The organism is Caproiciproducens galactitolivorans, assembly GCF_029266045.1.
GTDB lineage: Bacteria > Bacillota > Clostridia > Oscillospirales > Acutalibacteraceae > Caproiciproducens > Caproiciproducens galactitolivorans.
The window spans coordinates 24,948-49,505 of sequence record NZ_JAJUFJ010000014.1 but is presented as its reverse complement, the minus strand read 5'-3'; the positions used below and the strand labels follow the sequence as shown (position 1 = coordinate 49,505).

Here is a 24,558-nt window from a genome sequence, read left to right as displayed (position 1 = left end):
TCCTAGTACGTTATTTTCCGGTTGCCTGGGACAGCTTCACTTTGGCGGTAAAGCTTTCCCCTGTCAGGGAATTTGTCACGTTCAACGTAACCGTATCCCCGGGCTTCTTTGTGCTGATCACACTGGTTATCACATTCTGGCTGTTTACATCCTTGCCGTCGATCTTTGTGATTACATCGCCCTTATTAATCCCTGCGGCCGTAACGTTCTGACTGCTCACCGAGCTAACGTACATGCCCACGGGCAGGTTATAGAACCGCGAAGTCATGGAATCGATGAACTTTCCGGAAATCCCCAGCACCGCGCGATCCTTCACGTATCCGTACTGCTTTAAGTCGCTGATAATGGGCTGCGCCTCGTTGACCGGAATCGCAAAGCCAAGCCCTTCGTAGCCGCTCGCCACGATTTTGGATGAGTTGATGCCAACGACCTGGCCGTACATGTTGACCAGCGCACCGCCGGAGTTACCCGGGTTAATTGCCGCGTCGGTCTGGATGCATTTCATGGTATAGCCGGTTTCCGAATTGGTAATTTCACGGTTCAGCGCGGAAACATAGCCTACGGTTACGCTGGAGTTGAACTCCATGCCGCCCGGGTTGCCGATTGCCATAACGGTATCCGCAACCTTTAGGTCATCCGAAGAACCGAACTCCGCCGGCGTAAGGCCCGTGGCATCTATTTTGATTACGGCAAGGTCGGTTACGCTGTCGCTGCCGATCAGCTTCGCCTCGTATTTCGTGCCGTTTGATAAAATCACTTTCAGGGAGGAAGCGCCATCCACAACGTGCGCGTTTGTTATAATATAACCATCGCTCGTTGTAATAATCCCGGAGCCTTCGCTGGCGGGGCTTACCGTGTCATCATCCTCGCTGCTTTTCGTGCCGTTTCTCTCGGTTGTTCCGCCGATTGTATAGCGGGTGCTCTGGGTAATCTGATAATTCTGGATACAGACAACGGAGGGAATGACCTTTTGCGCAATCTGCTGTTTTGTCAGCTCGCCGGCTGTCGCTGTATTGGTCGTGCTGTTCACGACTCTATTTACGGTAAACGCTGGTGCGCTTGTGGAAGTACTGGATGTTCCAAGCTTGATATAGCCATTATTGACCAGCGCTGTAAAGCCTGCAATGGAGCCGACTGAGATCATCATACAGCAGAGGACTCCTGCCACAACTTTTAAAAAGGTTTTCTTCCCACCGAATTTTTTTGTTTTCTGTTCCTGATAAAAAGGCGGTTTTGGCGCGGGCGACTGCCAACTGTAGGATGTCGGCTCCTTCGGTTTACTATAGTGGTAATAATCGCCCTGCCACTGGGTCTGTCCCGAATTGGTGTAGCCCGTATCCCATGTATTCTGATTTGTCCGGTCTTTATCTTCAAACGGATGATACATTGTACCAGCTCCTCTCAAATTGTTCTTAATTGCTTCTATGGTTGTTATTATGCCGTTTCAATGTGAAAACGATGTGACAATTAGTTTATATTTTTATGATTATTTTTCAAAAAATATGTAAAGGCTGTTTGTCCAAAATATGAACATTGCCAGCAAAGAAACGCAAAGGAGGAATCACATGAACGGACTTGTCCATATATACTGCGGCGACGGGAAGGGCAAAACCACCGCGGCGGTCGGCCTTGGGATCCGCGCCTGCGGCAGCGGGAAGCGGGTTTTGATGGTCCAATTTTTAAAAGGAACCACCTCCGGCGAGCTGAACGTGCTCCGGGATCTGAAGGATTTCCATATCCTTCCCTCCCTGGACCGCATAAAATTCACTTTTCAAATGACCAAACAGGAATTGGAGGAAACTGCGGCTCTTTGCGCGGGACAGTTCCACCGCGCGGCTTCCGCCGTTCACGCGGGGGAATATGACGTTTTCATCCTCGACGAGGTCTTCGGTGCCGTCAACTGCGGCCTGCTTGACAAAAGCTTGCTGATCGACCTTATAAAAAACAAGCCCCAAAACCTGGAGCTTGTTCTTACGGGACGCGACCCGGAGCCGGAGGTTCTGGAGCTTGCCGACTATGTTTCGGAAATCCGGAAAATAAAGCATCCCTACGACCGTGGAATTCCCGCACGAAAGGGGATCGAGTTTTAAACTAGTGTCCTTCTTCCTCCTTATTATCTGAAATATGCAAACAAAAAGGGCCCCGCACAGTACACTTGTGCGGGGCCCTTTCAACGGTAAATAGATTATTCCATCTTGGAGAGTTTCACGAGATGCTCGTAATTCTCGGCCGCAATCTTTTCGGCCTTCTGGAACAGAGCCTCTGCGCGCTCTGGGAATGCGCGGGTAAGTGCGTTGTAACGAACTTCACCCATGATGAAGTCACGATAGCTGGCTGTCGGAGCCTTACTGTCGAGCTGGAACGGATTCTTGCCCTGCTCCGCAAGACGAGGATCGTAACGGAAGTTGGTCCAGTAGCCGGCCTCAACCGCCTTCTTCTCCTCAAGCTGAGCAATGCTCATGCCGCCCTTAATACCGTGGTTAATGCACGGTGCATACCCGATAATGAGGGACGGGCCGTTGTAGCTTTCCGCTTCCGTAATCGCCTTGATGCACTGGTTCATGTCGGCACCCATAGCAACATGGGCAACATATACGTAGCCGTAGCTCATTGCAATTGCCGGAAGATCCTTCTTCTTTGTTCCCTTACCGGTTGCGGCAAACTGTGCAACGGAACCGATCGGGGTGGACTTGGAAGCCTGTCCGCCTGTATTGGAATACACTTCGGTATCGAAGACGAAGACATTGACATTCTCGCCGGAAGCAAGAACATGGTCAAGACCGCCGAAGCCGATATCATAAGCCCAACCGTCGCCGCCGAAGATCCACATGGACTTCTTGGCGAGGAAGTCCTTATCCTTCAAGGTCTTCTTCGCAAGCTCGGCAACTTCGTCGCTGCCCTTTGCCGCTTCTTCAAGCTGTGCAATCAGCGCATCGGTAGCCGGGCGGTTTGCGCCGCTGTCCTGTGCGGTTGCAAGGTAGTTCCTGCAAGCTTCTTTCAAGGAAGCGGAAGCATTGTCGGAAGCTTCGATCTTCTCAACATATTCCGCAAGTCTGCCTCGGATTGCGTTCTGAGCGAGCGCCATGCCGTAGCCAAACTCTGCGTTGTCTTCAAACAGGGAGTTGTTCCACGCGGGACCGAATCCCTTCTTGTTAACGGTGTAAGGAGTTGCCGGTGCGGAAGCGCCCCAGATGGAGGAGCAGCCCGTTGCGTTGGCAATATACATTCTGTCGCCGAAGAGCTGGGTGATCAGCTTTGCGTAAGGAGTTTCACCGCAGCCCGCACATGCGCCGGAGAACTCAAGCAACGGCTGTTTGAACTGGCTGCCCTTTACAGTTGTCTCCTTGAACTTTTGTGCAACTTCCGGTTTCTCGCTGAGCGTAAGACCGTAGTTGAAGCCCTCCTGGCTTGCAGTCTGGGAATCGATCGGCTTCATAACGAGCGCCTTGTTGCCCTTTGTTCCCGGGCAGACGCTTGCGCAGGAGCCGCAGCCCGTGCAGTCGAAGGTGGAAACCGTGATACCGAACTTCATGCCGGGGATGCCGGTCATGTCCTTGTACTTCTGGCTCTTCGGTGCCGCGTCGGCTTCGGCCTGTGTCATTGCGACAGGGCGGATAACGGAATGCGGGCAAACATAAGAGCAGAAGTTACACTGGATGCAGTTTTCCGGAATCCATTCCGGAACGTCGATTGCGATGCCGCGCTTCTCATAAGCAGCCGAGCCGGACGGAACCGTACCGTCAGCCATTTTGAGGAACGCGGAAACAGGAAGCTGGTTGCCCTTGTATTTATTCGCAGGATTCATGATGTTGTTTACATACTCAACTGTTTCCTTCCTGCCTTCGGTAACCTTCTTTTCCTCTGTGCCGTCGGTGCAGTTCTTCCAGGATTCCGGAACCTGTACCTTAACAAAGTCGGTTGCGCCGCGCTCAATTGCAGCGTAGTTCATCTCGACAACCTTCTGGCCCTTCTTAGCATAAGAATGCAGAGCCGCATCCTTCATGTACTGAATAGCCTTATCGGAAGGAATAATGTTTGCAATCTTAAAGAAAGCGGACTGGAGGATGGTGTTGATGCGGCCGCCCAGACCGATTTCCTTACCAAGCTTAATACCGTCGATGGTGTAGAAGTTGATATCGTTTTCCGCGATATATCTCTTCATTTTCGCCGGCAGCCTCTTGTCCAGTTCTTCGAGATCCCACTGGCAGTTCAAAAGGAAGCTGCCGCCCTTCTTCAGATCCTGAACCATATCGTACTCATATACGTAGGAAGGCTTATGGCAGGCAACGAAGTCCGCTTGGCTGATATAGTAGGTGGACTTGATCGGCTTGTCCCCAAAGCGCAGGTGGGAAACGGTCAAGCCGCCGGATTTCTTAGAATCATAGGCGAAGTAACCCTGTGCATACATATCCGTATGGTCGCCAATAATCTTAATGGAGTTCTTGTTTGCACCAACGGTGCCGTCGGCGCCAAGGCCCCAGAATTTGCAGGAATGTGTGCCTTTCGGAGTGGTATCTGGATTTTCCTTAACTTCGAGGGAAAGATGCGTAACGTCATCGACAATGCCGATTGTGAAGCGCTTCTTCGGCGTGTCGCTTTCCATGTTGCGGTATACGGCAACAAGCTGACCCGGGGTTGTATCCTTGGAGCCAAGGCCGTAACGACCGGTGTAAACCGGAACAGTACCGAATTCGGTGCCGCTAAGGGCTGCGAGAACGTCCAGATACAGAGGCTCGCCAATGGAACCCGGCTCTCTAGTTCTGTCGAGTACGGAAATCTTCTTAACAGTCTTCGGTAAAACATCAAGCAGATATTTTGCAACAAAAGGCCTGTACAGTCTTACTTTCACAAGTCCGACCTTGTCACCCGCCGCGTTCAGGTAATCAACAACCTCTTCCCCTGTTTCACAGACAGAACCCATGGCAATGATAACCCTCTCCGCATCCGGAGCACCGTAGTAGTTGAACGGCTTGTAATCGCTGCCGATCTTTGCATTGATCTTGTTCATATAGTCCACAACGACTTCCGGCAGTTTATTGTACTGCTCGTTTCCTGCCTCGCTTGCCTGGAAGAACATATCGTCGTTCTGGGCCGTACCGCGGATTACCGGGTGCTCTGGGTTCATTGCATGGCGGCGGAAGGCTTCAACGGCGTCCCAGTCAAGGAGCTCGCCCAAATCGGCGTAATCCCACATGTGGATTTTCTGAACCTCGTGAGAGGTGCGGAAACCATCAAAGAAATGCAGGAAAGGCACACGGCCTTTAATTGCAGAAAGGTGGGCAACTGCACCCAGATCCATTACTTCCTGCGGGCTGTTAGAGCAAAGCATTGCATAACCGGTCTGGCGGCATGCATAAACGTCGGAATGATCGCCAAAAATGCAAAGAGCATGGGTTGACAGGGAACGTGCGGAGCAGTGGATAACGCTCGGCAGGAATTCGCCCGCCATCTTATACATGTTGGGGATCATCAGAAGAAGACCCTGGGAAGCGGTATAGGTTGTTGTCAGCGCACCGGCCGCAAGCGAACCGTGCACAGCGCCAGCCGCACCGGCTTCGGACTGCATTTCGGTAACCTTAACTTCTCTACCGAAAAGATTTTTTCTGCCGGCCGCCGCATACTTATCTGTTTCGTCAGCCATAACAGAAGACGGGGTGATCGGGTAGATGGCTGCAACATCCGTAAATGCGTACGAAACGTGCGCGGCGGCGTTGTTGCCATCCATAGTTTTCATCTTTCTTGAATCCATTTCTTTTTATTTTCCTCCTTTAAGGATAATCTATTTACCACGGTACAGGCCAAATACGCGTACCTTGTCTAAATTTTATCATCTTTCTTAGGATATGTAAAGAATATTTCCTTAAAACCCGGTAGAATTTACATCCTCTTAAATAAGTTTACGAAAATCTACTGTTTTGGGGGCGCTGGCACCCCTGTAAAGCGGCTTTCAGCAGCCACGTCGTTGTGGCTTTGGCATGCTCGCGCGCACAGGGCGCAAGCCCTTTTCCGGCTGATTGACATTTCCACTAAAAATACGATAGAATAAATGTTAAATAATTTCATTTCTGAAAGGGGAAAACTGAATGTCTCCTGAACCTGACGGCTCTTTTTTTCATTTTTTAAGCGTACTTCCTGCTGCTGTGGAGCAGCAGCCAAGCCCGTTTGTTTCCATCCTGATTTTGCTTTTGCTGATTTTAACCAACGCGTTTTTTTCCGCGAGCGAAATCGCCGTCATCACTTTAAATGATAATAAGATCCGGAAAATGGCGGAGAATGGAAATAAAAAAGCCGCCCAAATTATGAAGCTGACGGAAAACTCCAGCCGCTTTCTCGCCACGATTCAGGTCGGCGTTACGCTGAGCGGCTTCTTAAGCTCCGCTTCCGCTTCCCAAAGCTTTGCCGGGAACCTTGCGGACGCTCTTTCATTCCTGCCCGCTTCCCAAAGCCTTATTTACGGAGTATCCACCGTACTGATCACCTTGCTCCTCTCATATTTCTCGCTGGTTTTGGGTGAATTGGTCCCGAAAAAAATCGCCATGCAGCGCGCGGAACAGCTTTCCTTCCGGTTCGTCGGAATCCTGCAGGGCACCTCAACGGTGTTTAAACCGTTTATCGCCTTCTTATCTTTTTCAACCAACGTGGTTTTAAAGCTGCTTGGCGTTGACCCCAACGCTTCCGAGCAGACCGTCACCGAGGAAGAAATCCTGATGATGGTGGACGCCGGCGAGGAACGGGGCGTGATTGGCGAAACCGCCAAGGACATGATTTCCAATATTTTCGATTTCAGCGATATTACGGCAAGCGAGGTCATGACGCACCGCACCGAGGTGGATGCGGTCGAGGACACCGCCACGATCCAGGATGTAGTGAAGCTGTCTATGGAAAAGGGACATTCCCGTATCCCGGTTTACCATGAGGATCTGGACGAAGTGCTCGGCGTCATCTATGTGAAGGATCTGCTCCAGTTTGTCGGCAGCCCGCTGGAGCCGGATATAAAAATCACCGACCTGATGCGCCCGGCCTATTTTGTGCCGGAAAGCAAGCACTGCAGCCAGCTTTTCGCCGAGATGACCGAGAACCGGACGCAAATTGCGATTATCGTGGACGAATACGGCGGTACCGAAGGTATCGTCACCATGGAGGATATGCTGGAATCGATTGTTGGCAACATTCAGGATGAATATGACCACGAGGAAGAGGAAATACATAAAGTGGATGAAAATAAATTCACCGTTGACGGTGGCACTTCCATTTATGAAATTTCCGACCTGGTCGGTGTGGAACTGCCGGAGGGCGACTACGACACCATCGCGGGTCTTGTGGTGGAAATGCTTGGCCGAATCCCCAAGCCGGGCGAACACCCTTGCGTACAGATCGAAAATCTGATGCTCACGGTTCAAGAGGTTGAAGAACGCAGAATCTCCAAGATTTTGATTGAAAAACTGCCGGAACCGGAGCAAACCGGATAAAACAACGCAAAAGAATAGAAATACAACCGGAATGCCGGGGTATTCAATCAAAATGGATACCGATTCCGGTTGCTTTTTTATTATATTTGTAGTATTGTAATGTATTGTCGGTAACGGCACGGTCAGTCGCAACATCCTGACCTTAAACAAAACTACGGAGGCTCAGAAAACATGAGAAAAAATGCACAGCACTTACAGTATTTGGTGCAGGGTGCAATGATCGCCGCGATTTACACGGTGCTGACCTTGCTGGCAGCGATGGCGAACCTTGCTTACGGCCCTGTCCAATTCCGTTTTTCCGAAGCACTTACCCTTTTGCCGGTATTTACCCCGGCAGCTATTCCCGGGCTTGCGGTCGGATGCCTGCTTTCAAACATCTGGAGCGGGTACGGCGCGGCCGACATGATATTTGGCACAATGGCCACCCTTTTGGCGGCCATTGCAACCCGCCAATTGCGGAATGTCCGCGTGAAAAACATACCCTTTCTGGCGCCGCTGCCCCCCGTCCTGTTTAACGCGGTGGTCATCGGGTTGGAAATTGCGGTGTTTTCCCCCAAGGGCTTATCTTGGGCAGGCTTTTGGAGCGCCGCGCTTACCGTTGGCGCGGGAGAACTGGTAATATGCTTTTTTCTGGGGCTGCCTTTGGTGGCTGCCCTGCAAAAGATTGGGGAAAAAAGAAAAATATTTTTGTCTTGAGGTGTTTCTTTTATGGGAGAAGAAGCGTTCCGGGTAAAAAGGCGGTTGAAAAATGTTCCGCCGGTTAGGCTGATTGTCGTCAGCTTCGCCGTTGTAATTCTGGCGGGCGCATTTTTGCTTACCCTGCCCGCCGTATCAAGAAGCGGACTGCCCACATCGTTTGTAGACGCGTTGTTTACGGCAACCTCCGCAACCTGCGTCACGGGGCTGATCGCCTTCGACACCTGGACTCACTGGAACCTGCTGGGTCAGGTGATTATCCTTTTGCTGATCCAGATCGGTGGCCTGGGGGTCATTACGCTGACCACCGGTTTTTCGCTTTTGCTGCATCGGAAGCTCGGCCTGCGCGATCTGCAGCTTGCGACGGAGAATACAAGCGGGGACACAATCAATATTACTCATCTGGTGAAAATGATCCTGATTTTCACCTTCCTTTGCGAATCGGCTGGCTCACTCCTGATGATGTTGCGATTTGTACCGCAGTTCGGTTCCAAGGGAATATGGATCGCCGTATTCACTTCTGTTTCCGCCTACTGCAACGCGGGCTTCGATATTTTCGGATTCGTCATGAAGGATGGCAGCCTGATTCCCTATGTGAGCGACCCGCTGATCTGCCTAACGGTGGAAGCGCTGATCATAATCGGCGGGATTGGGTTCATTGTCGTAGCCGATATTTATTACTCCCATATATTAAAAAGAATACATAAAAAAAAGCCGGAACACCTGAATTTCCATTCCACTATTGCTTTAAGCATGAGCGCCTTTCTGATTGTTCTAGGCGCCGTGCTATTTTTCTTATGCGAAAATAACAACACTCTAAAAGGCATGGATTTCGGCACGAAGCTGAACGCTTCGCTGTTCCAGTCGGTCAGCCCGCGCACAGCCGGCTTCTGTACTGTTGACATCGCCAAAGAGCATGATTTTACAAAAATCCTCACGGTAATCCTGATGTTTATCGGCGCTTCCCCTGCCGGAACCGGCGGCGGCATTAAAACCACCACCTTTGTGGTTCTTCTGGCAACTGTCGTCAGCGTGATGAAAGGGAACGAGGAAGCGACGATTTTAAAAAGAAGGCTGGACAAGCTTACGGTTTACCGTTCGCTTGCGATTGTTTTCAGCGCGGCATTGCTCGTCCTGATTACCACCGGGATCATTCTGTCTGCCGATCAGGATATCAGCGGCATCGACGCCCTGTTCGAAGCAACCTCCGGATTCGGTACGGTTGGGCTTACTGCGGGTGTTACGCAAACGCTAAGCTGGGTTTCGAAGCTTGCCGTAACGTTTACAATGTACGTTGGGCGCGTCGGCCCCGTTTCGCTCGGACTTGCACTGACACTACAGAAGGGGCATCATGCGAACGGCTCCATCCTTCCGGAAGGCAAAGTGATCGTTGGTTAATCCCTACAATTAAATATACAAAATCCCACCGCAAAACGGTGGGATTTTTTTTGCTTTCTTCTAAGCCGTGGCTCCCAGAATCTTCATGAGCTCTTTCTGGCTGTCGCCCATGCAGACGGCGACAATTTCGTCCCCGGCGCGGATTTTCGTCAAACCATTCGGAATCATCGTGTCTTCCCCCCGCACAATGGAAACGATCAGCGACCCCTCTGGCAGTATTATATCCTTCAGCGCTGTACCGTTTAGAGAGGTGTTGTCTGAAAGCGTAATGGAGCAAATGCTGGCTTTCCCCTTATTCAGCGTTGCAAGCAGATGCATCCCCGACACATTTACCTCCTGCTCGATTAAACTGGTAATTATTTCCGTACTGCTTACGACGATGCTCGTACCCAGCGTTCGGAGCGCCTCCAGATTACGTGGGTCGTTTGCCCTTGCAATGACCTTTTTCGCTTTGAATTCGATTCGCGCAAGCTGGGAAGCCACCAGATTATCCTGATCGCTGCCCGTCACCGCGATAAAGCAGTCCGCGTTTCTGGTTCCGGCGGCGTCTAGCGCTTCAATTTCGGTGCCGTCGCCGCAGATTACCTCTGCGTCCAGTTCATTCGCAAGGCGCATACATTTCGCCTTGTCCTTTTCAATTAGTTTAACGGTATATTTTCTATCCAACATATTGCCGGCTATTTGATGGCCAAGCTTTCCTCCGCCTACAATTATAATCTTCATAATTTCCTCACCCTAATTCAATCCACTACCTTAGCGAAAATGACCTGATCGCCCTCAGCAAGCATCATACTCTTTCCAACCGTGTAAAGCTCCATCTCCCCACTCGTGCGCAACACGCCAAAGATGGTTTCTCCCCCGTCCATCGGCACAGACTCCACAACCGCACCGTCATGCGCTTTATCTACGGCACGGCAGTGAAAGGTAACCGTTGCCGTTTCAAACGATAGATTTTTGGGGCTTAAGGGCTGTGTCAGCGCGGTAAACATCGCGTCACCCGCCAGCTTTGTGGGACAGACGGTTTTCAGCCCGAACCGCTTGAATACATTTTCGCGCGCCGGGTCGGAAATCCGCGCGACCACATTTTTCACACCGAAAAATTCGCGGACAATCTGTGACACGGTTATGTTCAGATTATCGTCCGGTGTGACAACCGCTACTGCGTCGCAATTTTGCACTCCCGCGTTCTGCAGCACCTGCATATCCATCGGCATGCCGGTGATTGTTAGCCCGCTGAAATCTTCACTTAAGTTCCGGAATGCGTCAGGATTGGAATCCACCACGGCAACGTCGTGTCCATGCTCATCCAAAATCTCTGCCAGACGTGTTCCCAGCCTTCCGCATCCTACAACAAGAACATTCACAATATCGCTCCTTTGCTGCATACGAATTGTCTATAATCAGCCATTATACTCCGGCAGCAGATTAAAGTCCATGGTATTTACAAAAATTCATGATAATAACGCTTAATCTCCCAAAGTTCCCGGGAATTCGTCCGATTTCTATTGTATAAAAAAGAAAGCACCGCCCGGGACAGCACGAGGGGATCTTTTCCACCAGCCATGGAACAGCGCCTTGCAATTCAGGCAGGATTCCGCCAGATGGTCATTCCAACTCCGGACCAATCTAAGCCTCGCATCGAAGATCCTCCAGAACCCTTTCCCAGACCTCTTTCGTCTTCTGGAACTGATCGTAATGCTTCCGGACGTTTGCGTCATACCGGTCCAGTTCCTTCCGGATTTTCACAAAGTCGTCCTTTCCGAAATATTTGCTCACCTTCGGGAGCGTTTCGCCAAGCGCGGAGCGCATCTCCGTGATCCGCCTCCCGTAATCCTCCCTCTGTGTAATATACAGCAGCAGGGGCTTGTATCGAACCCAGCCGACGCAGCAGTTGTAAAACCGGTCGATCACTTTCCCGGAATCCGGAAGGATTGGTTTTAACTTGATCGGCAGTACGCCATCCATTAAATGCTTATAAGTTGAAAAACCGTCGTGGAAGGTGTAGCAGGGAACGCGAAGAACCTTGCTGCCTGTCAGACATGTGCTCAAAAAGGTATCTTCCCCCCGCGCGCCCGGCGGGTTGTAAAACGGGTAAATCTGTTTTTGCCCGGTCAGGCGAATGCAAAGATTGCTGCCGGAAATAAACTTCGTGCAGTTGGTTTCCGGCACCTCCTGTGCCCGATCCGCCGTTATGATTCCGGGGTCGGCATAGGTTACCCCGCCGTTTTTCATAAGGGAATGAATGGTGTCCCAGCGAATAATATCATTGCTCAGCGCCTCAATGAATTGCTTGAAATCTTCTTTTTTCAACGTATCATTAAATGCAATCTGCGGAATGGGGGAAATGTATCCGCAGTGGTACCCATTGGTAATATCCGCGTCTTTTATGTATTCCAAATGCGTTTTCAGCACGTGCTGACCGCCCCATACCGCGGTGGAACGCGTATTGGTCACCGCAATGGGATATTCGTCGTCATCCAGGAAAAGAAGGTAGTCCATTCCTTTTTTCAATGCGGTGTAAAGCACCGCGTTGCGTTTCCCGGCATACCCGCTCCCAAACAGCAAATGAACCTCCTTTTCGCTTAGTATGCCCCTGCGAATCATTTCATCGGTTTCTTTTTTGATAAACTCGGCGTCCGCAAAATAAATATCGCCAACTAAATCTCTTAATTCGTTTTGGATATTTGTAAAGTCTGTTTTCTTCGCGTTTGCAAAACGCAGGTCGTATGCGACGATCGGATGAATTTCCATGCTTTCATTCTGGGCCAGTCCGCATTCCTCGTGCCAGTTATAAATATAGGTTTTCAGCACCTTTTGAAAGTGCCTGCGCCCCGTTGCAAAACCGACACCTATTTTGATTCTTTTCGTATTCAAACAATTGCTCCTTCCTGCATTCACTTATATTTCTATAAATTAATTATAACATATTTTCATGTTTTTTGCAAAAAGTTCGCAATTGCAACCGTCGAAGAAGCCACCTATGATTACTGACTAACGGTAGGATTTTTGCCCACCCTCCCGGCCATGAATGCGGGCATTTCGTGTTGCATTTTTTACTGTATTTTTATGTTTTAAGCAATATAATAGTCCGATATAAAACACTCTGAAAACGTGGAAAACCCGCATGAATACTGAAAAAAATCAGCGTTCATGCGGGTTTAGCATTTGGTCTGCCGGAGGGATTCGAAGGCGGTGCAATCCCCAGCCCGCGTTCCGCGAGTACCTCCAATAAATTCAGAAAAAACAAGAAAGTGCTTCCCAAAACTTGCGCCAGGGGGTTCTCACCCTGTCGGCTCGAACTAAAAAACAGGACGGGGCAAAAGCCACATCCTGTTTTTGGCCCGCCCGGAGGGATTCGAACCCCCGGCCTTCAGAATCGGAATCTGCTGCGATATCCAGCTTCGCCACGGGCGGATATTTAGCTTTACTATTATAACACAATCCTTTGAGAAGTCAACACAGCAATCATAAAAGGAGTGGAAACACAGCCATGCTCCTGAAGAACCGCTTCGCCCACCGGCTTTCATCTGCGTATCAAAGATTCATTACTGGCTGATCAGTTTTTTGATCATTTCAACCGTCTGCTCTATGTATTTCGCCATGGGCCTATCCTCCGTTCCGGCAATATGCACACGGCAGGTGGAAACCGGAACCAACACCTTCTGCGCCATGCTTGCGGAAACGGCGCACGCCATTTTCGGGGATATTTCGCCCAGCATGGCATTTGCCAGAAGAATGCCGATCGGGCCGGTAATAATATCGGCGTGGGAACAATTGAAAATCACCGCGTTTTCCCCGGTCGCGCCAGCGTCCGCACCCGCTTTCAGCATTGCAGAGGTGGCAAGAGAATTGGTTCCGACCGCAATCACCTTAACGCTTGGAATTTCCGCCTTCAGCTTTTCCACCAAACTTCGGCCCATCCCGCCGCCCTGACCGTCGATTACAACCACTCTCATTCTTTTCCTCCAAAAAATACACCGTATAAAATCCTTAATTATCATAGCATTAAATGGATTGTTCGTCAACGAAAATCCCCCGCTGTTTCAATTGACAAACCTACTGTCCAAAGGTAAAATGTTCAGATAGAAACGCATGGCTGAAACCGTGCATACCGCCAAATAGACGCATATCCCTAAGCAATCCGGTTTTAACACAGATATGCACGAGGAGTTAAAATGAATCTAAAAACATTTTTTGCTGAAAATCCAAGCGCCGCCCTCGCCTTTTCCGGCGGCACCGATTCTTCTTATCTGCTGTATGCCGCAAAGTATTACGGCTGTGATATTCACGCATATTTCATTTACTCCGCTTTCCAGCCGCAGTTTGAACTGGACGACGCGAAGCGGCTGGCCGATGAACTTGGCGTTCCGTTTACCGTTGCGGAAATTGACGTGCTAAAAGACACGCAGGTTGCGGCAAACGGCCCGCTTCGCTGTTATTATTGCAAAACAGCTTTGTTCACCCGGCTTCGAGAGCTAGCACAAAAAGACGGCTACTCGCTGTTGATCGACGGCTCAAACGCCTCCGACCTTGCGGACGACCGTCCCGGCATGCGGGCTTTAAAGGAACTGGGCGTCCGCTCGCCCCTGCGCGAATGCGGCCTGACAAAACCCGAAATCCGGCGGTTTTCCAAAGAAGCCGGGCTTTTTACGCACGATAAACCGGCTTACGCCTGCCTGGCGACGCGTATTCCCACCGGGACCGAAATTACCCCGGAGTTGCTGAAAAAAGCAGAACAGGCTGAGACGGCCCTGTTTTCCATGGGGTTCACTAACTTCCGCGTGCGCTATTTCCACGGCGCCGCAAAGCTCCAGCTTCCCGAAAGCCAGTTTTCCATGGCGCTTTCGAAGAAGGATGAACTCACAAAGGAGCTTTCCCGCTGGTTCGACGGAGTACTGCTGGACTTAACACCGCGGGGCTGAAAGGAAGGACAAAAATGGACTCAAAAAAGACGCTGGCACTACTTCAGGAGGTAAAGAACGGAACCCTTTCCCCCGAAAAGGCGGTTTTAAAGCTTCGGACAAGCCCTTACGAAGATTTGGGCTACGCGAAAGTGGATCTGCACCGCGAACTGCGGCAGGGCGTGCCCGAAGTCATCTACGGAAGCGGAAAAACACCGGAGCAGATTATGGGCATCGCGTCCGCCATGCGAAAAAACGGCGTGGGGACCATCCTAATTACCCGGCTTTCCACCGAAGCCGCAGAAATAGTGGAAAAAGCAATCCCGCTGGACTACGACGAGGTATCCAGGCTCGGAATTGCAGGGCGCAAAGCGGAAATCACCTCCTCCGGCATTATTGTCGTCGCATCCGCCGGAACTAGCGACCTTCCCGTAGCGGAAGAAGCCGCCCGTACAGCGGAAGCTTTGGGGAACAAGGTCACCCGTCTGTACGATGTAGGCGTTGCTGGACTTCACCGCCTGCTTTCCAAGCTGGACGTGATTCTCAAAGCGCGCGTGATCGTCGCCGTTGCGGGCATGGAAGGAGCGCTTGCAAGCGTGATCGGCGGCCTTGCGGACTGCCCTGTGATCGCTGTGCCGACCAGCATCGGCTACGGGGCGAATTTCGGCGGTGTGTCCGCCCTGCTTTCCATGCTGAACTCCTGCGCGAGCGGCGTCAGCGTCGTAAACATCGACAATGGCTTCGGCGCGGGCTTTCTCGCCAGCAGGATTAATCATTTGGGGGACAAGGAATGAAACGGCTTTATATCGAATGCAATATGGGCGCCGCCGGGGATATGCTGACGGCCGCCCTGCTGGAGCTTTTCCCCGACCGGGAGGGCTTTTTAAAGCAGATGAACACCCTCGGGCTTCCGGGGGTTACGGTAAGCTGTGTCCCCTCTGTAAAATGCGGCATTTCCGGAAGCCATATGGTTGTCACCGTAAACGGGTGGGAGGAAAACGAAGTACCAGCACAATCCTGCCGCGCGGAAACAAACGCACACAGCTATGAAAGCATAAAATCCCTGATTGCACAGCTCCCGGTGCCGGAAGAAGTCCGGGAAGACGCGCTGGCCGTCTACCGAAAAATCGGCGAAGCGGAAGCGCATGTCCACGGCGTTACTCTGGAACAGATCCACTTCCATGAGGTCGGTACTTTGGACGCCGTCGCCGACGTTGTCGGCTGCTGCCTGCTGTTTTATCTGCTGGGTGCGGATGAAATCACAGCTTCCCCGGTTCACGTAGGGAGCGGTTTTGTCCGCTGTGCGCACGGCTTGCTTCCCGTTCCGGCCCCTGCAACAGCCCGGCTTTTAACAGGCGTTCCCATTTATAGCGGCGAGATCCGCGGAGAGCTTTGCACGCCAACGGGCGCTGCGCTTCTGCGGCACTTCGCCACCCGTTTCGGGCCGATGCCCCCGATGTGGGTGGACAAAATCGGATGCGGCATGGGAACAAAGGACTTCGAAGCGGCAAACTGCGTACGGGCCTTCTGGTCGGAAACAGAGGATTACGCGGACGAAATTGCGGAGCTGCGCTGCAATCTTGACGACATGACGCCGGAGGCTATCGCTTTCGCGGCCGACCGGCTGTTTGAAGCCGGCGCGCTGGACGTTTTCACAACGCCGGTTCAAATGAAAAAGGGCCGCCCTTCCGTCCTTCTGACCTGCCTGTGCAAGCCGGATATGCAGGAACGTTTTATGCGGCTGATTCTTCTGCACACCACGACGCTGGGCGTGCGAATGTCGCCCTGCTCCCGCACAATCTTAAAATCCTCTTTCCGAACCGTTCAAACCGCATACGGCCCCATCCGGATAAAAGTCAGCCAAGGCTGCGGGATTACAAAATACAAGCCGGAATATGAGGATGTGAAAAAAGCCGCCGAAGCGCACGGCGCACCCTTTGACGCGGTTTACAAGCAGGCTTTTGCCGAAGCGGAAAAAGAATTTATAAAATAACCGTTCATAAAGAAACCCTCCGGTTTTCCGGAGGGTTTTGTGGTCTTATCCATCAGATAAACAGGTTTGTGTCCGACTGCTCTGCGGAGCCAAGGAAGGTTGCCACCCCGGCGATTTCCACTCCGTCGATCAGTTCCTCCCGCTTGATTCCCATGATATCCATGGACATCTGGCAGGCGACAATCCGCACCCCATTGTCGATTGCCGAACGGAGAAGTTCTTCCAAAGAAGAAACATTTTTGCTTTTCATCACGCTGCGGATCATTTTCGGCCCCATGCCGAGCATGTTCATTTTGGAAAGGCCCAGCTTTTTACTGCCGCGGGGCATCATCATGCCGAACATCTTCTCAATAAAATTCTTCTTTACGGGCACATATTCGTTTTTGCGAAGAATATTCAGCCCCCAGAAAGTGAAGAACAAGGTGACCTTTCTTCCCATGGAAGCCGCGCCGTTGGCAATGATCAGCGCCGCAAGTGCTTTGTCAAGGTCGCCGCTGAACACCACCATGCTCTTGCCGTTCCCGCCTGCTGCCGAGGCGGCGGGCGCCGCGTCGCCTTTCCGGATGGTAACGGAATACGTGCTCCCTTCGCGTTCCACGCCAAGCAGCGGGTTACCCGTCCGTTCGCACCAAATGCGGATATCCGAAGCAAACGCCGGGTCTGTCGCGCGGACCTTCAGGCATTCGCCTTCACGGATGCTTTTTATCCCCTCCGAAACCTTCATGATCGGTCCGGGGCACTGCAAGCCGCAAGCGTCCACTTCGATTATTTTTACATCCTTACCGCACGCTGGCGCCACCGGTTCAGTCAGTTTTTTTTTACAGCCGATGCAGTCCGTACCCGTCGGTTGTTCCCGGTCGCCCTTCGCGGTGATATAGGTTTTATAGCCCCCGCTGAGGTTTTTTACGTCATACCCATTCTGCATCAGGATGCGGGCCGCAAGATAGCCGCGCAAACCCACCTGGCAGAATACATATACCGGCTTTTCCTTCGGCAGTTCCTGCATACGCTCACGCAGCTGATCCAGCGGGATATTGATTGCGCCGTCAATCGTGCCCGCCTGCACTTCCGAAGGGGTTCTTGTGTCTACAAGGCTGACCTTGCTTCGGTCGAGCGCGTCGACTTCGTCGAAGTAAAATACCTTTACATCCCCGCGCAGAATATTGGCGGCTGTAAAGCCGAGGATATTGACCGGGTCTTTCGCAGAGGAATAGGGCGGCGCGTAGCAAAGCTCCAGCTTTTCCAGATCGTATACCGTGCCGCCAAAGCGGAGCGCGGTCGCCAGCACATCGATGCGCTTATCCACACCGTCAAACCCGACCACCTGCGCGCCCAAAATTTTCCCGTCCGGCGCAAACAGCAGCTTCATGCTGATCTGCGAAGAACCCGGATAATAGGTGGCATGGTCCGCCGGATGGATATATGTCCTTTGATAAGGGATTTTTTTCGCTTTCAACTGCTTTTCATTCATGCCAGTAGATGCCGCGGTCATATCAAACACCTTCAGAATCGCGCTTCCCTGCACGCCGTCGTTGATTCCGACCCTTCTGCCCAGGACATTTTCCCCCGCGAGGCGGCCCTGGCGGTTTGCCGGACCTGCAAGCGGAACCAGCGTATCCTCGCCGGTCAGGAACTGCCGCACACTAATGGCGTCGCCAACAGCATAAATATCCGGATCCGAGGTCTGGAGGGTATCGTTCACCTGAATGCTTCCGCCGACGCTCAGCTCAAGCCCGGCGTCCTTTGCAAGGCTGCTGTCCGGCGCAACGCCGATGCTCAGAACCACCAGATCGGCGCAAATCTCTTTTTCCCCGGTCAGCTTCACTTTCAGATTCTCCGCCTTTTCAAAGCCCTGCACCCCTGTGCCGAACAGCAGCCGGATTCCGTTTTCCCGCAGGTGCCGGTGCAGGATCGCCGCCATTTCCGGGTCGAGCGAAGCGATGGCCTGATCCAGGTATTCGACAATCGTCACATCCAGCCCGCGCTTTTTCAGGTTTTCCGCCATTTCCACGCCGATGAAGCCCGCGCCGACCACAACCGCGCTCTCCGCCTTCGTTTCCCGGATGTATTCGTCAATCCGGTATGTGTCGGGAACGGTGCGCAGGGTGAATATTCCCTCGCTGTCAATACCCGGCAGCGGGGGGCGCTTCGGCTGCGCGCCCGGGGAAAGGATCAGCTTGTCGTAGCTTTCCTCATACACCGTACCGTCGGCATGGTTTTTTACGGTGACCATTTTTTTCGCGCGGTCAATCTTCACAACCTCGCTCATCGTGCGGACGTCAATGCGGAAGCGGTCGCGAAGCAGTTGTGGGGTGGTTACGATCAGCCGCTCCCTGTCCCGGATCGTCCCGCCTATATAATAAGGTAAGCCACAGTTTGCGTAGGAAATATATTCGCCTTTTTCAAACAAAATAATCTGGGCGTCTTCGCTTTGCCTGCGAAGCCTTGTTGCCGCGCTTGCACCGCCGGCAACGCCGCCTACGATCAATACCTTCATTTTCCTTCCACCTTTCGAAATCATTTAAAATAAAAAATTAACAAAGAAATTGTAAAACAACTGTCCTGTTTTGCAAATTTATGATATCATGAAAAAAAAACATATTCCGTGACAAAATCACAATAAGGAAGGATTTTGTGATGTTGTCACGGAATATTAACCGGCTTTGGCATATACTAAAGCCAGAAACGGCAGAGAAGGTGTTAAAAATGTCCGATGTGATCATCCTGGGAAACGGTCCCGCCGGAATTTCCGCGGCGGCGTATACGGCGCGCGCCGGGCTGGAAACGCTGGTGATCGGGCGTGACAGCGGGTCTCTTTCCAAAGCGGGGGAAATTGAAAATTATTACGGCTTTCCCGAACCGATTTCCGGCGAACAGCTTGTCCGCAACGGGCTGGATCAGGCTTCCCGGCTTGGCGTTACCACCATTGAGGACGAGGTGGTAGGAATCCAATACGACGGCGGATTTACCGTCCAGACAAAAACAGAGGAATATCAGGCGCCGATCGTGATTTTGGCAACGGGCGCGGCGCGCAGGGCGCCCGCGATTGAAGGGCTGCGCGAATTGGAGGGAAAGGGCGTCAGCTACTGCGCCGTCTGTGACGCATTCTTTTACCGGGGAAAACATGTCGCTGTGCTGGGGGACGGAAACTACGCCCTGCACGAAGCGCAGGAGCTGCTTCCCGTTGTCGGCTCGGTTACGGTACTTACCAATGGTTGCGAACCAGCCGCCGCATTTCCCCCGGAAATTCCGGTGGACAAACGGGAAATCGCCGCGCTGCAGGGCGGCAAGGTATTGGAAACCGTCCGGTTTAAAGACGGCTCCGCGCTGCCCGTTTCCGGCGTATTTGTCGCACAGGGCGTGGCTTCCAGCGGGGATTTCGCCCGCTCCATAGGCGCCCAGACTGAGGGCGGACGCATCGTCGTGGATGAGAATATGCAGACCAGCGTTCCCGGGCTGTACGCCGCAGGCGACTGCACCGGCGGCATGCTTCAGATTTCCAAAGCGGTTTATGACGGGGCAAAAGCCGCGACCAGCGCCATCCAATATTACCGCAAGCTGAAAAAAGCACGGTGATTATGTCACAGAAAAGGAACCCTAATTGCGTATAATAAAAGCAGAAAATACAAATACCAATTCCAATTAGAAAAGGAGAAGAAAGATGTCTGTAATTACATTGACAAATGAGAATTTTACACAGGAAGCCGTTCGGTCCGACAAGCCTGTTCTTATTGACTTCTGGGCGCCGTGGTGCGGTCCCTGCCGCATGGTCTCCCCGATTGTGGACGAAATCGCGGAGGAAAACCCGAATATCAAGGTCGGCAAGGTCAATGTGGACGAACAGCCGGAGCTTGCCTCCCAGTTCGGCGTAATGAGCATCCCGACACTCATCGTGATGAAAGACGGGAAAGTCGCGAATACCGCCGTCGGTTCCCGCAGCAAACAATCCATTCTGGATATGCTTTAAAATTAACCGTTTATTAAAAAATACTGCTGCAAAATAATTATACGGAAGCCTGCAGGAATCACTAAAAAAGCGCATTTTGGTAAACGCTATGAAACCCCTGCTGAATCCACGCCCCGCGTCTTTTGACGCGGGGCGTTCGCTTTGCCGCGGGCAAGTCCGCGAAGAGGAGCAGCCGTTGCTCTTTTTCGATACCGTAGTATAATAAGAGCAAGGAAATACTGGGAATATAGAATAGGGGGCGGCTGTATGGCGATAGCAAAAACGGAACTGGAATTCATGAAAGAGGCTCTTCCTTTCTGGAATGCGCTTTCGCAGAATCAAAAAGAAAGAATCGAAGCGACAGCTTCCGCGTTTACGGTTAAAAAGGGACAGAGCCTGCACGACGGCTCGCAGGACTGCCTGGGGCTGATTCTTGTAAAAAGCGGGCATCTTCGCGCCTATATCCTTTCCGACACCGGCAAGGAGATCACCATTTACCGCCTGTTCGAACGGGACGCCTGCATTTTTTCGGCTGCCTGCATGCTGAAAAACATCACCTTTGACATTTCCATCGAAGCGGAAAGCGAAAGCCGCGTGCTGCTGATCCCGACAGCGGTGTACAATGAGCTGAACGAGAGCACGCTTGCGGTGTCCGGCTTCACCAATCAGTTAATCTCCTCCCGTTTTTCCGACGTAATGTGGATTATGGAACAGGTTCTCTTTACAAGCTTCGACCGAAGGCTTGCGAACTTCCTTTTGGAGCAATCTGCTGTGGAAGGCTCCGACACGCTTCACATTACGCAGGAGGCGATTGCAAACCATTTGGGTTCCGCGCGCGAGGTCGTCACCCGCATGCTCAAATACTTCCAGAGCGAGGGCATGGTTTCGCTGTTCCGGGGCGGGGTTACGATCAGCAGCCGGAAGAAGCTCGAAAAGCTGTCGGAGAAATAGCCGAGGCCCGCGGCAGAAATACGGATTTACCCGGTGAAAAAGCGGCAGCGCGGGTTTGAGAATCCGACGATTTGATTGCAATTCAAATAAACTTATAGTAAAATAAAATGGAATTCTAATCGTAATTTGGAAATTCTGCAAGTGGAGGCCGAACGATGCAAATGGAAACACAAAAGGAACAGAATACGGCTACCGGGGAAACGCCGGAAGATTATGTATTTGCGCTCGATATCGGCACCCGGAGCGTGATTGGCGTTGTCGGCGAAATGGACGGCGAGATGCTGCGAATTCTGGCCGTGGAAACCGTTGAGCATCCGAAGCGCGCCATGATCGACGGGCAGATTGAGGATATTGAGCAGGTAAGCCGTATCGCGGGTATTGTCAAAAGCCGACTGGAAAAACGGCTTGGCTACCCGCTCCGGCACGTCTGCGTCGCGGCGGCGGGGCGCGCACTCCGGACGCAGAGAGCCTCCTATGAAATGGATCTGAACCCGTCGCAGTCCATCGACGAAGAAACCATCAGTCGGCTGGAAGCAGGCGCGATTGAAGCGGCGGAGTGCCAGTTTGCCCCCGAAACCGACGACGGCAACCAGCCGGTATTCTACCTTGTAGGCTATTCCGTCGTGCAATACCTGCTGGACGATTACCCGATATCGAACCTTCTTGACCACCGCGGCCAGCGCATCCGCGTGGAAGTAATCGCCACGTTCCTGCCGCGCGAGGTTGTGGACAGCCTGTATACCACCATGCATAAAACCGGGCTGGAAGTCGCCAGCCTGACTTTGGAGCCGATCGCTGCCATGAACGCGGCTATTCCGCAGAAGCTGCGCCTGTTAAACCTGGCCCTGGTGGATATCGGCGCGGGGACCTCGGATATTGCCATTTCCAAGGACGGTGGCGTGGTGGGCTACACCATGGCGACGATTGCCGGCGACGAAATCACCGAAGCGATTATGAAAAAATACCTCGTCGATTTTACGGCGGCAGAAGATATAAAAATGAAGATGAGCGGCGAAAGTGAGATTTCGTTCAAGGATATTCTCGGGTTTGAGCACACCGTTGCGCCGGAAGAAGTGAAGCGCGAAACCGAACCGGTTATGCGGACTCTTTGCAAAGAAATCTGCGACCGTATTATCGAGGCCAACGGGGGCGCGCCTTCCGCCGTCTTTCTGGTCGGGGGCGGGAGCAAGCTGCCCGGCCTGTGCGAATGCGTTGCGGAATATCTGAAGCTTCCGCCGACCCGCGCGGCAATCGGGGGAAACAATTTCCTTATGCATGTTTCCTCGTCCGACACGGACGTAACCGGGCCGGAATTTGCAACCCCGCTGGGGATAGCCGTTTCCGCCGCGCTCAATCTGATCAACGACAGCTTTTCCATCCGGCTGAACGGCAGCCGGGCAAAGCTGTTCCGTAGCGGCAAGCTGACCGTTCTGGACGTTCTGCTGATGAACGGCTACACTTACAGCCAGTTTATCAGCCGTTCCGGGCAAAGCATGATTATCGAACTGAACGGCGAGAAAAAAGTCCTGTACGGCGGCCACCCGAAGCCCGCGCGCATTTTGCTCAACGGCGAGGAAAGCGGCATTACCGCCATTATCAAAGCCGGGGACGAAATTCTATTCGAACCGGCTGTCCCGGGCGAAAACGCGCATCCCTCTTTAGGGGATGTTGTACATTTCCAAGAACCTTGCAAAGTCTTTTTTAACGGCATGGAAGTGGAAATCGGCACCCACGCGTCCGTGAACGGCCAGCCCGCCAAACCGGAGCAGAAGCTCTGCGCCCGCGACAAGGTGCGCACCTATTCCGTCGGCACGCTGCGGGAGCTTCTCCGGTATCTGGGGGAAGACGAAGAAAGAGCCTGCACCATTAACGGGAAACCGGCGGAACCGGATACGGTGCTTTCTAAGGATGACCGGATTGAATATGCGCAGGCAGTTGTGGATCAGCAGCCCGTTTCGCAGCCGGTACAGCCCGAACCTCGTCCGGAAGCAACACCCACAAAGGAACCGGATTCCGCGCCGGCGGAGAACAAGGTTCACATTACGCTGAATCACGCCCCGCTTTTATTGGATCCAAAGCCGGACAAAACCCCGTACCGCCTGATCGACATGCTGAATCTGGTAGACATCGACCTGTCGAAGCCGCAGGGGAACATTGTCCTGCATGTGAACGGACAGGACGCGGCATACCTGCAAACCCTTGCGGACGGCGACTATGTCGACATCTATTGGGAAAAAAGGCAGTAAACATAGACAGAAAAAGCTTCGGCGCCGATTTTCGGCGCCGAAGCTTTCCTTTTTGCTATTTGTCCTTTTTGACGTAACAGGAATCCAGCAGCTTTAAAATAAGCTGCGGCTGCTGATTTGCCTGCGCGAGCATTGCCATGCCCGCCCTCACAAGGATATTGTGCTTGGAAAACTCCATTATTTCCTTTGCCATATCCACATCCCGGATACGGCTTTCCGCGGAAATCAGGTTTTCCGACATGGTATCAATGCAGCTTAGTGTGCGCTCCAGGGTCCGCTGCGCCGTTCCCATCCCGGCCCTTGCTTCTGAAACGCTGTCTATTGCCTTTTGAATCAACCCCATTGCCTTCTGTGCGTCTTCCTGCGTGGCAATGGAAGCGTCGGAAAGGCCAATTGCCGCGGCGCTCATGTCCGGAAGGAATACCGTAAACCGGCTGGATTCGGAGCTGTCCGCCCCGACCTGAAGCGTCAATCCCCCGGGTTTAGGACCTTCCTTTTTAGCGAAATTGCCGTTGAGGAGATACTGACCGTTAAAATGCGTCGTACGCGCAATACGATCAATTTCCTCCCTGAGCGCATTAAATTCCTTTTCGGCAAACTTCCGATCCGTTTCATTCCGATACGTCCCGTTCGCCGACTGCGTTGCAAGCTCCAGCATCCGCTGTAAAATGGAATGCGTTTCATTTAGGTTTCCTTCGGCAGTTTGAAGCAGGCTGATACCGTCCTGCGTGTTATTCCGTGCGGCACTGAGCCCGCGAATCTGCGAGCGCATTTTCTCGGAAACGGCAAGGCCGGCCGGGTCGTCGGCAGCCGAGTTGATGCGGTAACCGGAAGAAAGGCGCATAAGGCTCCGCTCGCACAGCCTTTGGTTTATCGCAATGTTACGCAGTGCGAACATCGCACTAATATTGTGTTGGATGCGCATGGTTCCTTCTCCTTAAAATCCGTTCGCAGCGAG

At 52.4% G+C, this 24,558-nt stretch carries 19 protein-coding genes and 1 tRNA gene; 11 read left to right on the top strand and 9 right to left on the bottom strand.

Annotated elements, in window-relative coordinates; translation table 11 throughout:
* Positions 1-10 precede the first annotated feature (10 nt).
* Complete coding sequence (locus tag P9B68_RS10225) at positions 11-1,387, bottom strand: S1C family serine protease (RefSeq protein ID WP_135659460.1); 1,377 nt, start codon at positions 1,385-1,387, stop codon at positions 11-13.
* 178 nt (positions 1,388-1,565) lie between these two features.
* On the opposite strand from P9B68_RS10225, the gene P9B68_RS10220 reads away from it, so the two are divergent.
* The gene (locus tag P9B68_RS10220) at positions 1,566-2,090 is read left to right on the top strand and encodes a cob(I)yrinic acid a,c-diamide adenosyltransferase (RefSeq protein WP_135659458.1); all 525 of its coding nucleotides are present in this window, start codon (positions 1,566-1,568) and stop codon (positions 2,088-2,090) included.
* A 95-nt stretch (positions 2,091-2,185) separates the two neighbouring features.
* Here P9B68_RS10220 and nifJ read toward each other — a convergent pair whose 3' ends face one another.
* Positions 2,186-5,749 (bottom strand): pyruvate:ferredoxin (flavodoxin) oxidoreductase, encoded by a 3,564-nt coding sequence (nifJ, locus tag P9B68_RS10215; protein WP_135659456.1) that lies wholly within the window; start codon positions 5,747-5,749, stop codon positions 2,186-2,188.
* A gap of 334 nt (positions 5,750-6,083) precedes the next feature.
* Between nifJ and P9B68_RS10210 the strand changes: the two genes are divergently transcribed.
* The 3 genes from P9B68_RS10210 (at position 6,084) to P9B68_RS10200 (ending at position 9,563) form a co-directional block, all read left to right on the top strand.
* Positions 6,084-7,469 carry a hemolysin family protein gene (locus P9B68_RS10210; protein ID WP_277668970.1) on the top strand — a complete coding sequence of 462 codons (1,386 nt, stop codon included), beginning with the start codon at positions 6,084-6,086 and terminating at the stop codon, positions 7,467-7,469.
* 171 nt (positions 7,470-7,640) lie between these two features.
* Complete coding sequence (locus tag P9B68_RS10205) at positions 7,641-8,165, top strand: QueT transporter family protein (RefSeq protein ID WP_277668969.1); 525 nt, start codon at positions 7,641-7,643, stop codon at positions 8,163-8,165.
* 12 nt (positions 8,166-8,177) lie between these two features.
* Positions 8,178-9,563 carry a TrkH family potassium uptake protein gene (locus tag P9B68_RS10200; RefSeq protein WP_277668968.1) on the top strand — a complete coding sequence of 462 codons (1,386 nt, stop codon included), beginning with the start codon at positions 8,178-8,180 and terminating at the stop codon, positions 9,561-9,563.
* 60 nt (positions 9,564-9,623) lie between these two features.
* On the opposite strand, the gene P9B68_RS10195 is transcribed toward P9B68_RS10200, so the two are convergent.
* From P9B68_RS10195 to P9B68_RS10175, 5 genes are all read right to left on the bottom strand, one after another.
* Complete coding sequence (locus tag P9B68_RS10195) at positions 9,624-10,286, bottom strand: potassium channel family protein (protein ID WP_135659448.1); 663 nt, start codon at positions 10,284-10,286, stop codon at positions 9,624-9,626.
* A gap of 17 nt (positions 10,287-10,303) precedes the next feature.
* Positions 10,304-10,927, bottom strand: a complete 624-nt coding sequence (locus tag P9B68_RS10190; RefSeq protein ID WP_135659446.1) for a potassium channel family protein — start codon at positions 10,925-10,927, stop codon at positions 10,304-10,306.
* 262 nt (positions 10,928-11,189) lie between these two features.
* Positions 11,190-12,437, bottom strand: a complete 1,248-nt coding sequence (locus P9B68_RS10185; protein ID WP_135659444.1) for a hypothetical protein — start codon at positions 12,435-12,437, stop codon at positions 11,190-11,192.
* A 463-nt stretch (positions 12,438-12,900) separates the two neighbouring features.
* Positions 12,901-12,977, bottom strand: a tRNA-Arg gene (locus P9B68_RS10180).
* A gap of 131 nt (positions 12,978-13,108) precedes the next feature.
* On the bottom strand, positions 13,109-13,519 hold the full coding sequence (locus P9B68_RS10175) for a DUF3842 family protein (RefSeq protein ID WP_135659442.1): 411 nt from the start codon (positions 13,517-13,519) through the stop codon (positions 13,109-13,111).
* A gap of 219 nt (positions 13,520-13,738) precedes the next feature.
* Here P9B68_RS10175 and larE point away from each other — a divergent pair, with 219 nt between their 5' ends.
* From larE to larC, 3 genes are read left to right on the top strand one after another with little or no spacing between them, the layout of a single operon-like run.
* Complete coding sequence (gene larE, locus P9B68_RS10170) at positions 13,739-14,485, top strand: ATP-dependent sacrificial sulfur transferase LarE (RefSeq protein WP_135659440.1); 747 nt, start codon at positions 13,739-13,741, stop codon at positions 14,483-14,485.
* A gap of 14 nt (positions 14,486-14,499) precedes the next feature.
* Positions 14,500-15,258 (top strand): nickel pincer cofactor biosynthesis protein LarB, encoded by a 759-nt coding sequence (gene larB / locus P9B68_RS10165; protein ID WP_135659438.1) that lies wholly within the window; start codon positions 14,500-14,502, stop codon positions 15,256-15,258.
* Positions 15,255-16,457, top strand: a complete 1,203-nt coding sequence (larC, locus tag P9B68_RS10160) for a nickel pincer cofactor biosynthesis protein LarC (RefSeq protein WP_277668967.1) — start codon at positions 15,255-15,257, stop codon at positions 16,455-16,457. The genes larB and larC overlap by 4 nt, the downstream gene beginning before the upstream one ends.
* Positions 16,458-16,509: 52 nt before the next feature.
* Here the strand turns inward: larC and P9B68_RS10155 are convergent, their stop codons facing one another.
* Entirely contained in the window at positions 16,510-18,954 is a 2,445-nt protein-coding gene (locus P9B68_RS10155; RefSeq protein ID WP_135659434.1) for an FAD-dependent oxidoreductase, read from the bottom strand.
* 140 nt (positions 18,955-19,094) lie between these two features.
* On the opposite strand from P9B68_RS10155, the gene P9B68_RS10150 reads away from it, so the two are divergent.
* The 4 genes from P9B68_RS10150 to P9B68_RS10135 all read left to right on the top strand — a co-directional run bounded on the left by P9B68_RS10150 (position 19,095) and on the right by P9B68_RS10135 (position 23,600).
* A complete protein-coding gene (locus P9B68_RS10150) occupies positions 19,095-20,033 on the top strand; it encodes an NAD(P)/FAD-dependent oxidoreductase (protein ID WP_330566977.1) in 939 nt (312 codons plus the stop codon).
* Positions 20,034-20,118: 85 nt separating this feature from the next.
* Positions 20,119-20,424 (top strand): thioredoxin, encoded by a 306-nt coding sequence (trxA, locus tag P9B68_RS10145; RefSeq protein WP_135659430.1) that lies wholly within the window; start codon positions 20,119-20,121, stop codon positions 20,422-20,424.
* A gap of 246 nt (positions 20,425-20,670) precedes the next feature.
* Positions 20,671-21,354 (top strand): Crp/Fnr family transcriptional regulator, encoded by a 684-nt coding sequence (locus P9B68_RS10140; RefSeq protein ID WP_135659428.1) that lies wholly within the window; start codon positions 20,671-20,673, stop codon positions 21,352-21,354.
* Between the two features lie 155 nt (positions 21,355-21,509).
* Positions 21,510-23,600 (top strand): cell division protein FtsA, encoded by a 2,091-nt coding sequence (locus tag P9B68_RS10135; protein ID WP_277668966.1) that lies wholly within the window; start codon positions 21,510-21,512, stop codon positions 23,598-23,600.
* A 55-nt stretch (positions 23,601-23,655) separates the two neighbouring features.
* Here P9B68_RS10135 and P9B68_RS10130 read toward each other — a convergent pair whose 3' ends face one another.
* Entirely contained in the window at positions 23,656-24,525 is an 870-nt protein-coding gene (locus tag P9B68_RS10130; RefSeq protein ID WP_277668965.1) for a flagellin N-terminal helical domain-containing protein, read from the bottom strand.
* Positions 24,526-24,558 lie beyond the last annotated feature (33 nt).

Coding starts and splice junctions, on each gene's coding strand:
- P9B68_RS10225 (WP_135659460.1), bottom strand. CDS start 1,387: ATGTATCATCCGTTTGAAGATAAAGACCGGACAAATCAGAATACATGG.
- P9B68_RS10220 (WP_135659458.1), top strand. CDS start 1,566: ATGAACGGACTTGTCCATATATACTGCGGCGACGGGAAGGGCAAAACC.
- nifJ (WP_135659456.1), bottom strand. CDS start 5,749: ATGGATTCAAGAAAGATGAAAACTATGGATGGCAACAACGCCGCCGCG.
- P9B68_RS10210 (WP_277668970.1), top strand. CDS start 6,084: ATGTCTCCTGAACCTGACGGCTCTTTTTTTCATTTTTTAAGCGTACTT.
- P9B68_RS10205 (WP_277668969.1), top strand. CDS start 7,641: ATGAGAAAAAATGCACAGCACTTACAGTATTTGGTGCAGGGTGCAATG.
- P9B68_RS10200 (WP_277668968.1), top strand. CDS start 8,178: ATGGGAGAAGAAGCGTTCCGGGTAAAAAGGCGGTTGAAAAATGTTCCG.
- P9B68_RS10195 (WP_135659448.1), bottom strand. CDS start 10,286: ATGAAGATTATAATTGTAGGCGGAGGAAAGCTTGGCCATCAAATAGCC.
- P9B68_RS10175 (WP_135659442.1), bottom strand. CDS start 13,519: ATGAGAGTGGTTGTAATCGACGGTCAGGGCGGCGGGATGGGCCGAAGT.
- larE (WP_135659440.1), top strand. CDS start 13,739: ATGAATCTAAAAACATTTTTTGCTGAAAATCCAAGCGCCGCCCTCGCC.
- larB (WP_135659438.1), top strand. CDS start 14,500: ATGGACTCAAAAAAGACGCTGGCACTACTTCAGGAGGTAAAGAACGGA.
- larC (WP_277668967.1), top strand. CDS start 15,255: ATGAAACGGCTTTATATCGAATGCAATATGGGCGCCGCCGGGGATATG.
- P9B68_RS10155 (WP_135659434.1), bottom strand. CDS start 18,954: ATGAAGGTATTGATCGTAGGCGGCGTTGCCGGCGGTGCAAGCGCGGCA.
- P9B68_RS10150 (WP_330566977.1), top strand. CDS start 19,095: ATGTTGTCACGGAATATTAACCGGCTTTGGCATATACTAAAGCCAGAA.
- trxA (WP_135659430.1), top strand. CDS start 20,119: ATGTCTGTAATTACATTGACAAATGAGAATTTTACACAGGAAGCCGTT.
- P9B68_RS10140 (WP_135659428.1), top strand. CDS start 20,671: ATGGCGATAGCAAAAACGGAACTGGAATTCATGAAAGAGGCTCTTCCT.
- P9B68_RS10135 (WP_277668966.1), top strand. CDS start 21,510: ATGCAAATGGAAACACAAAAGGAACAGAATACGGCTACCGGGGAAACG.
- P9B68_RS10130 (WP_277668965.1), bottom strand. CDS start 24,525: ATGCGCATCCAACACAATATTAGTGCGATGTTCGCACTGCGTAACATT.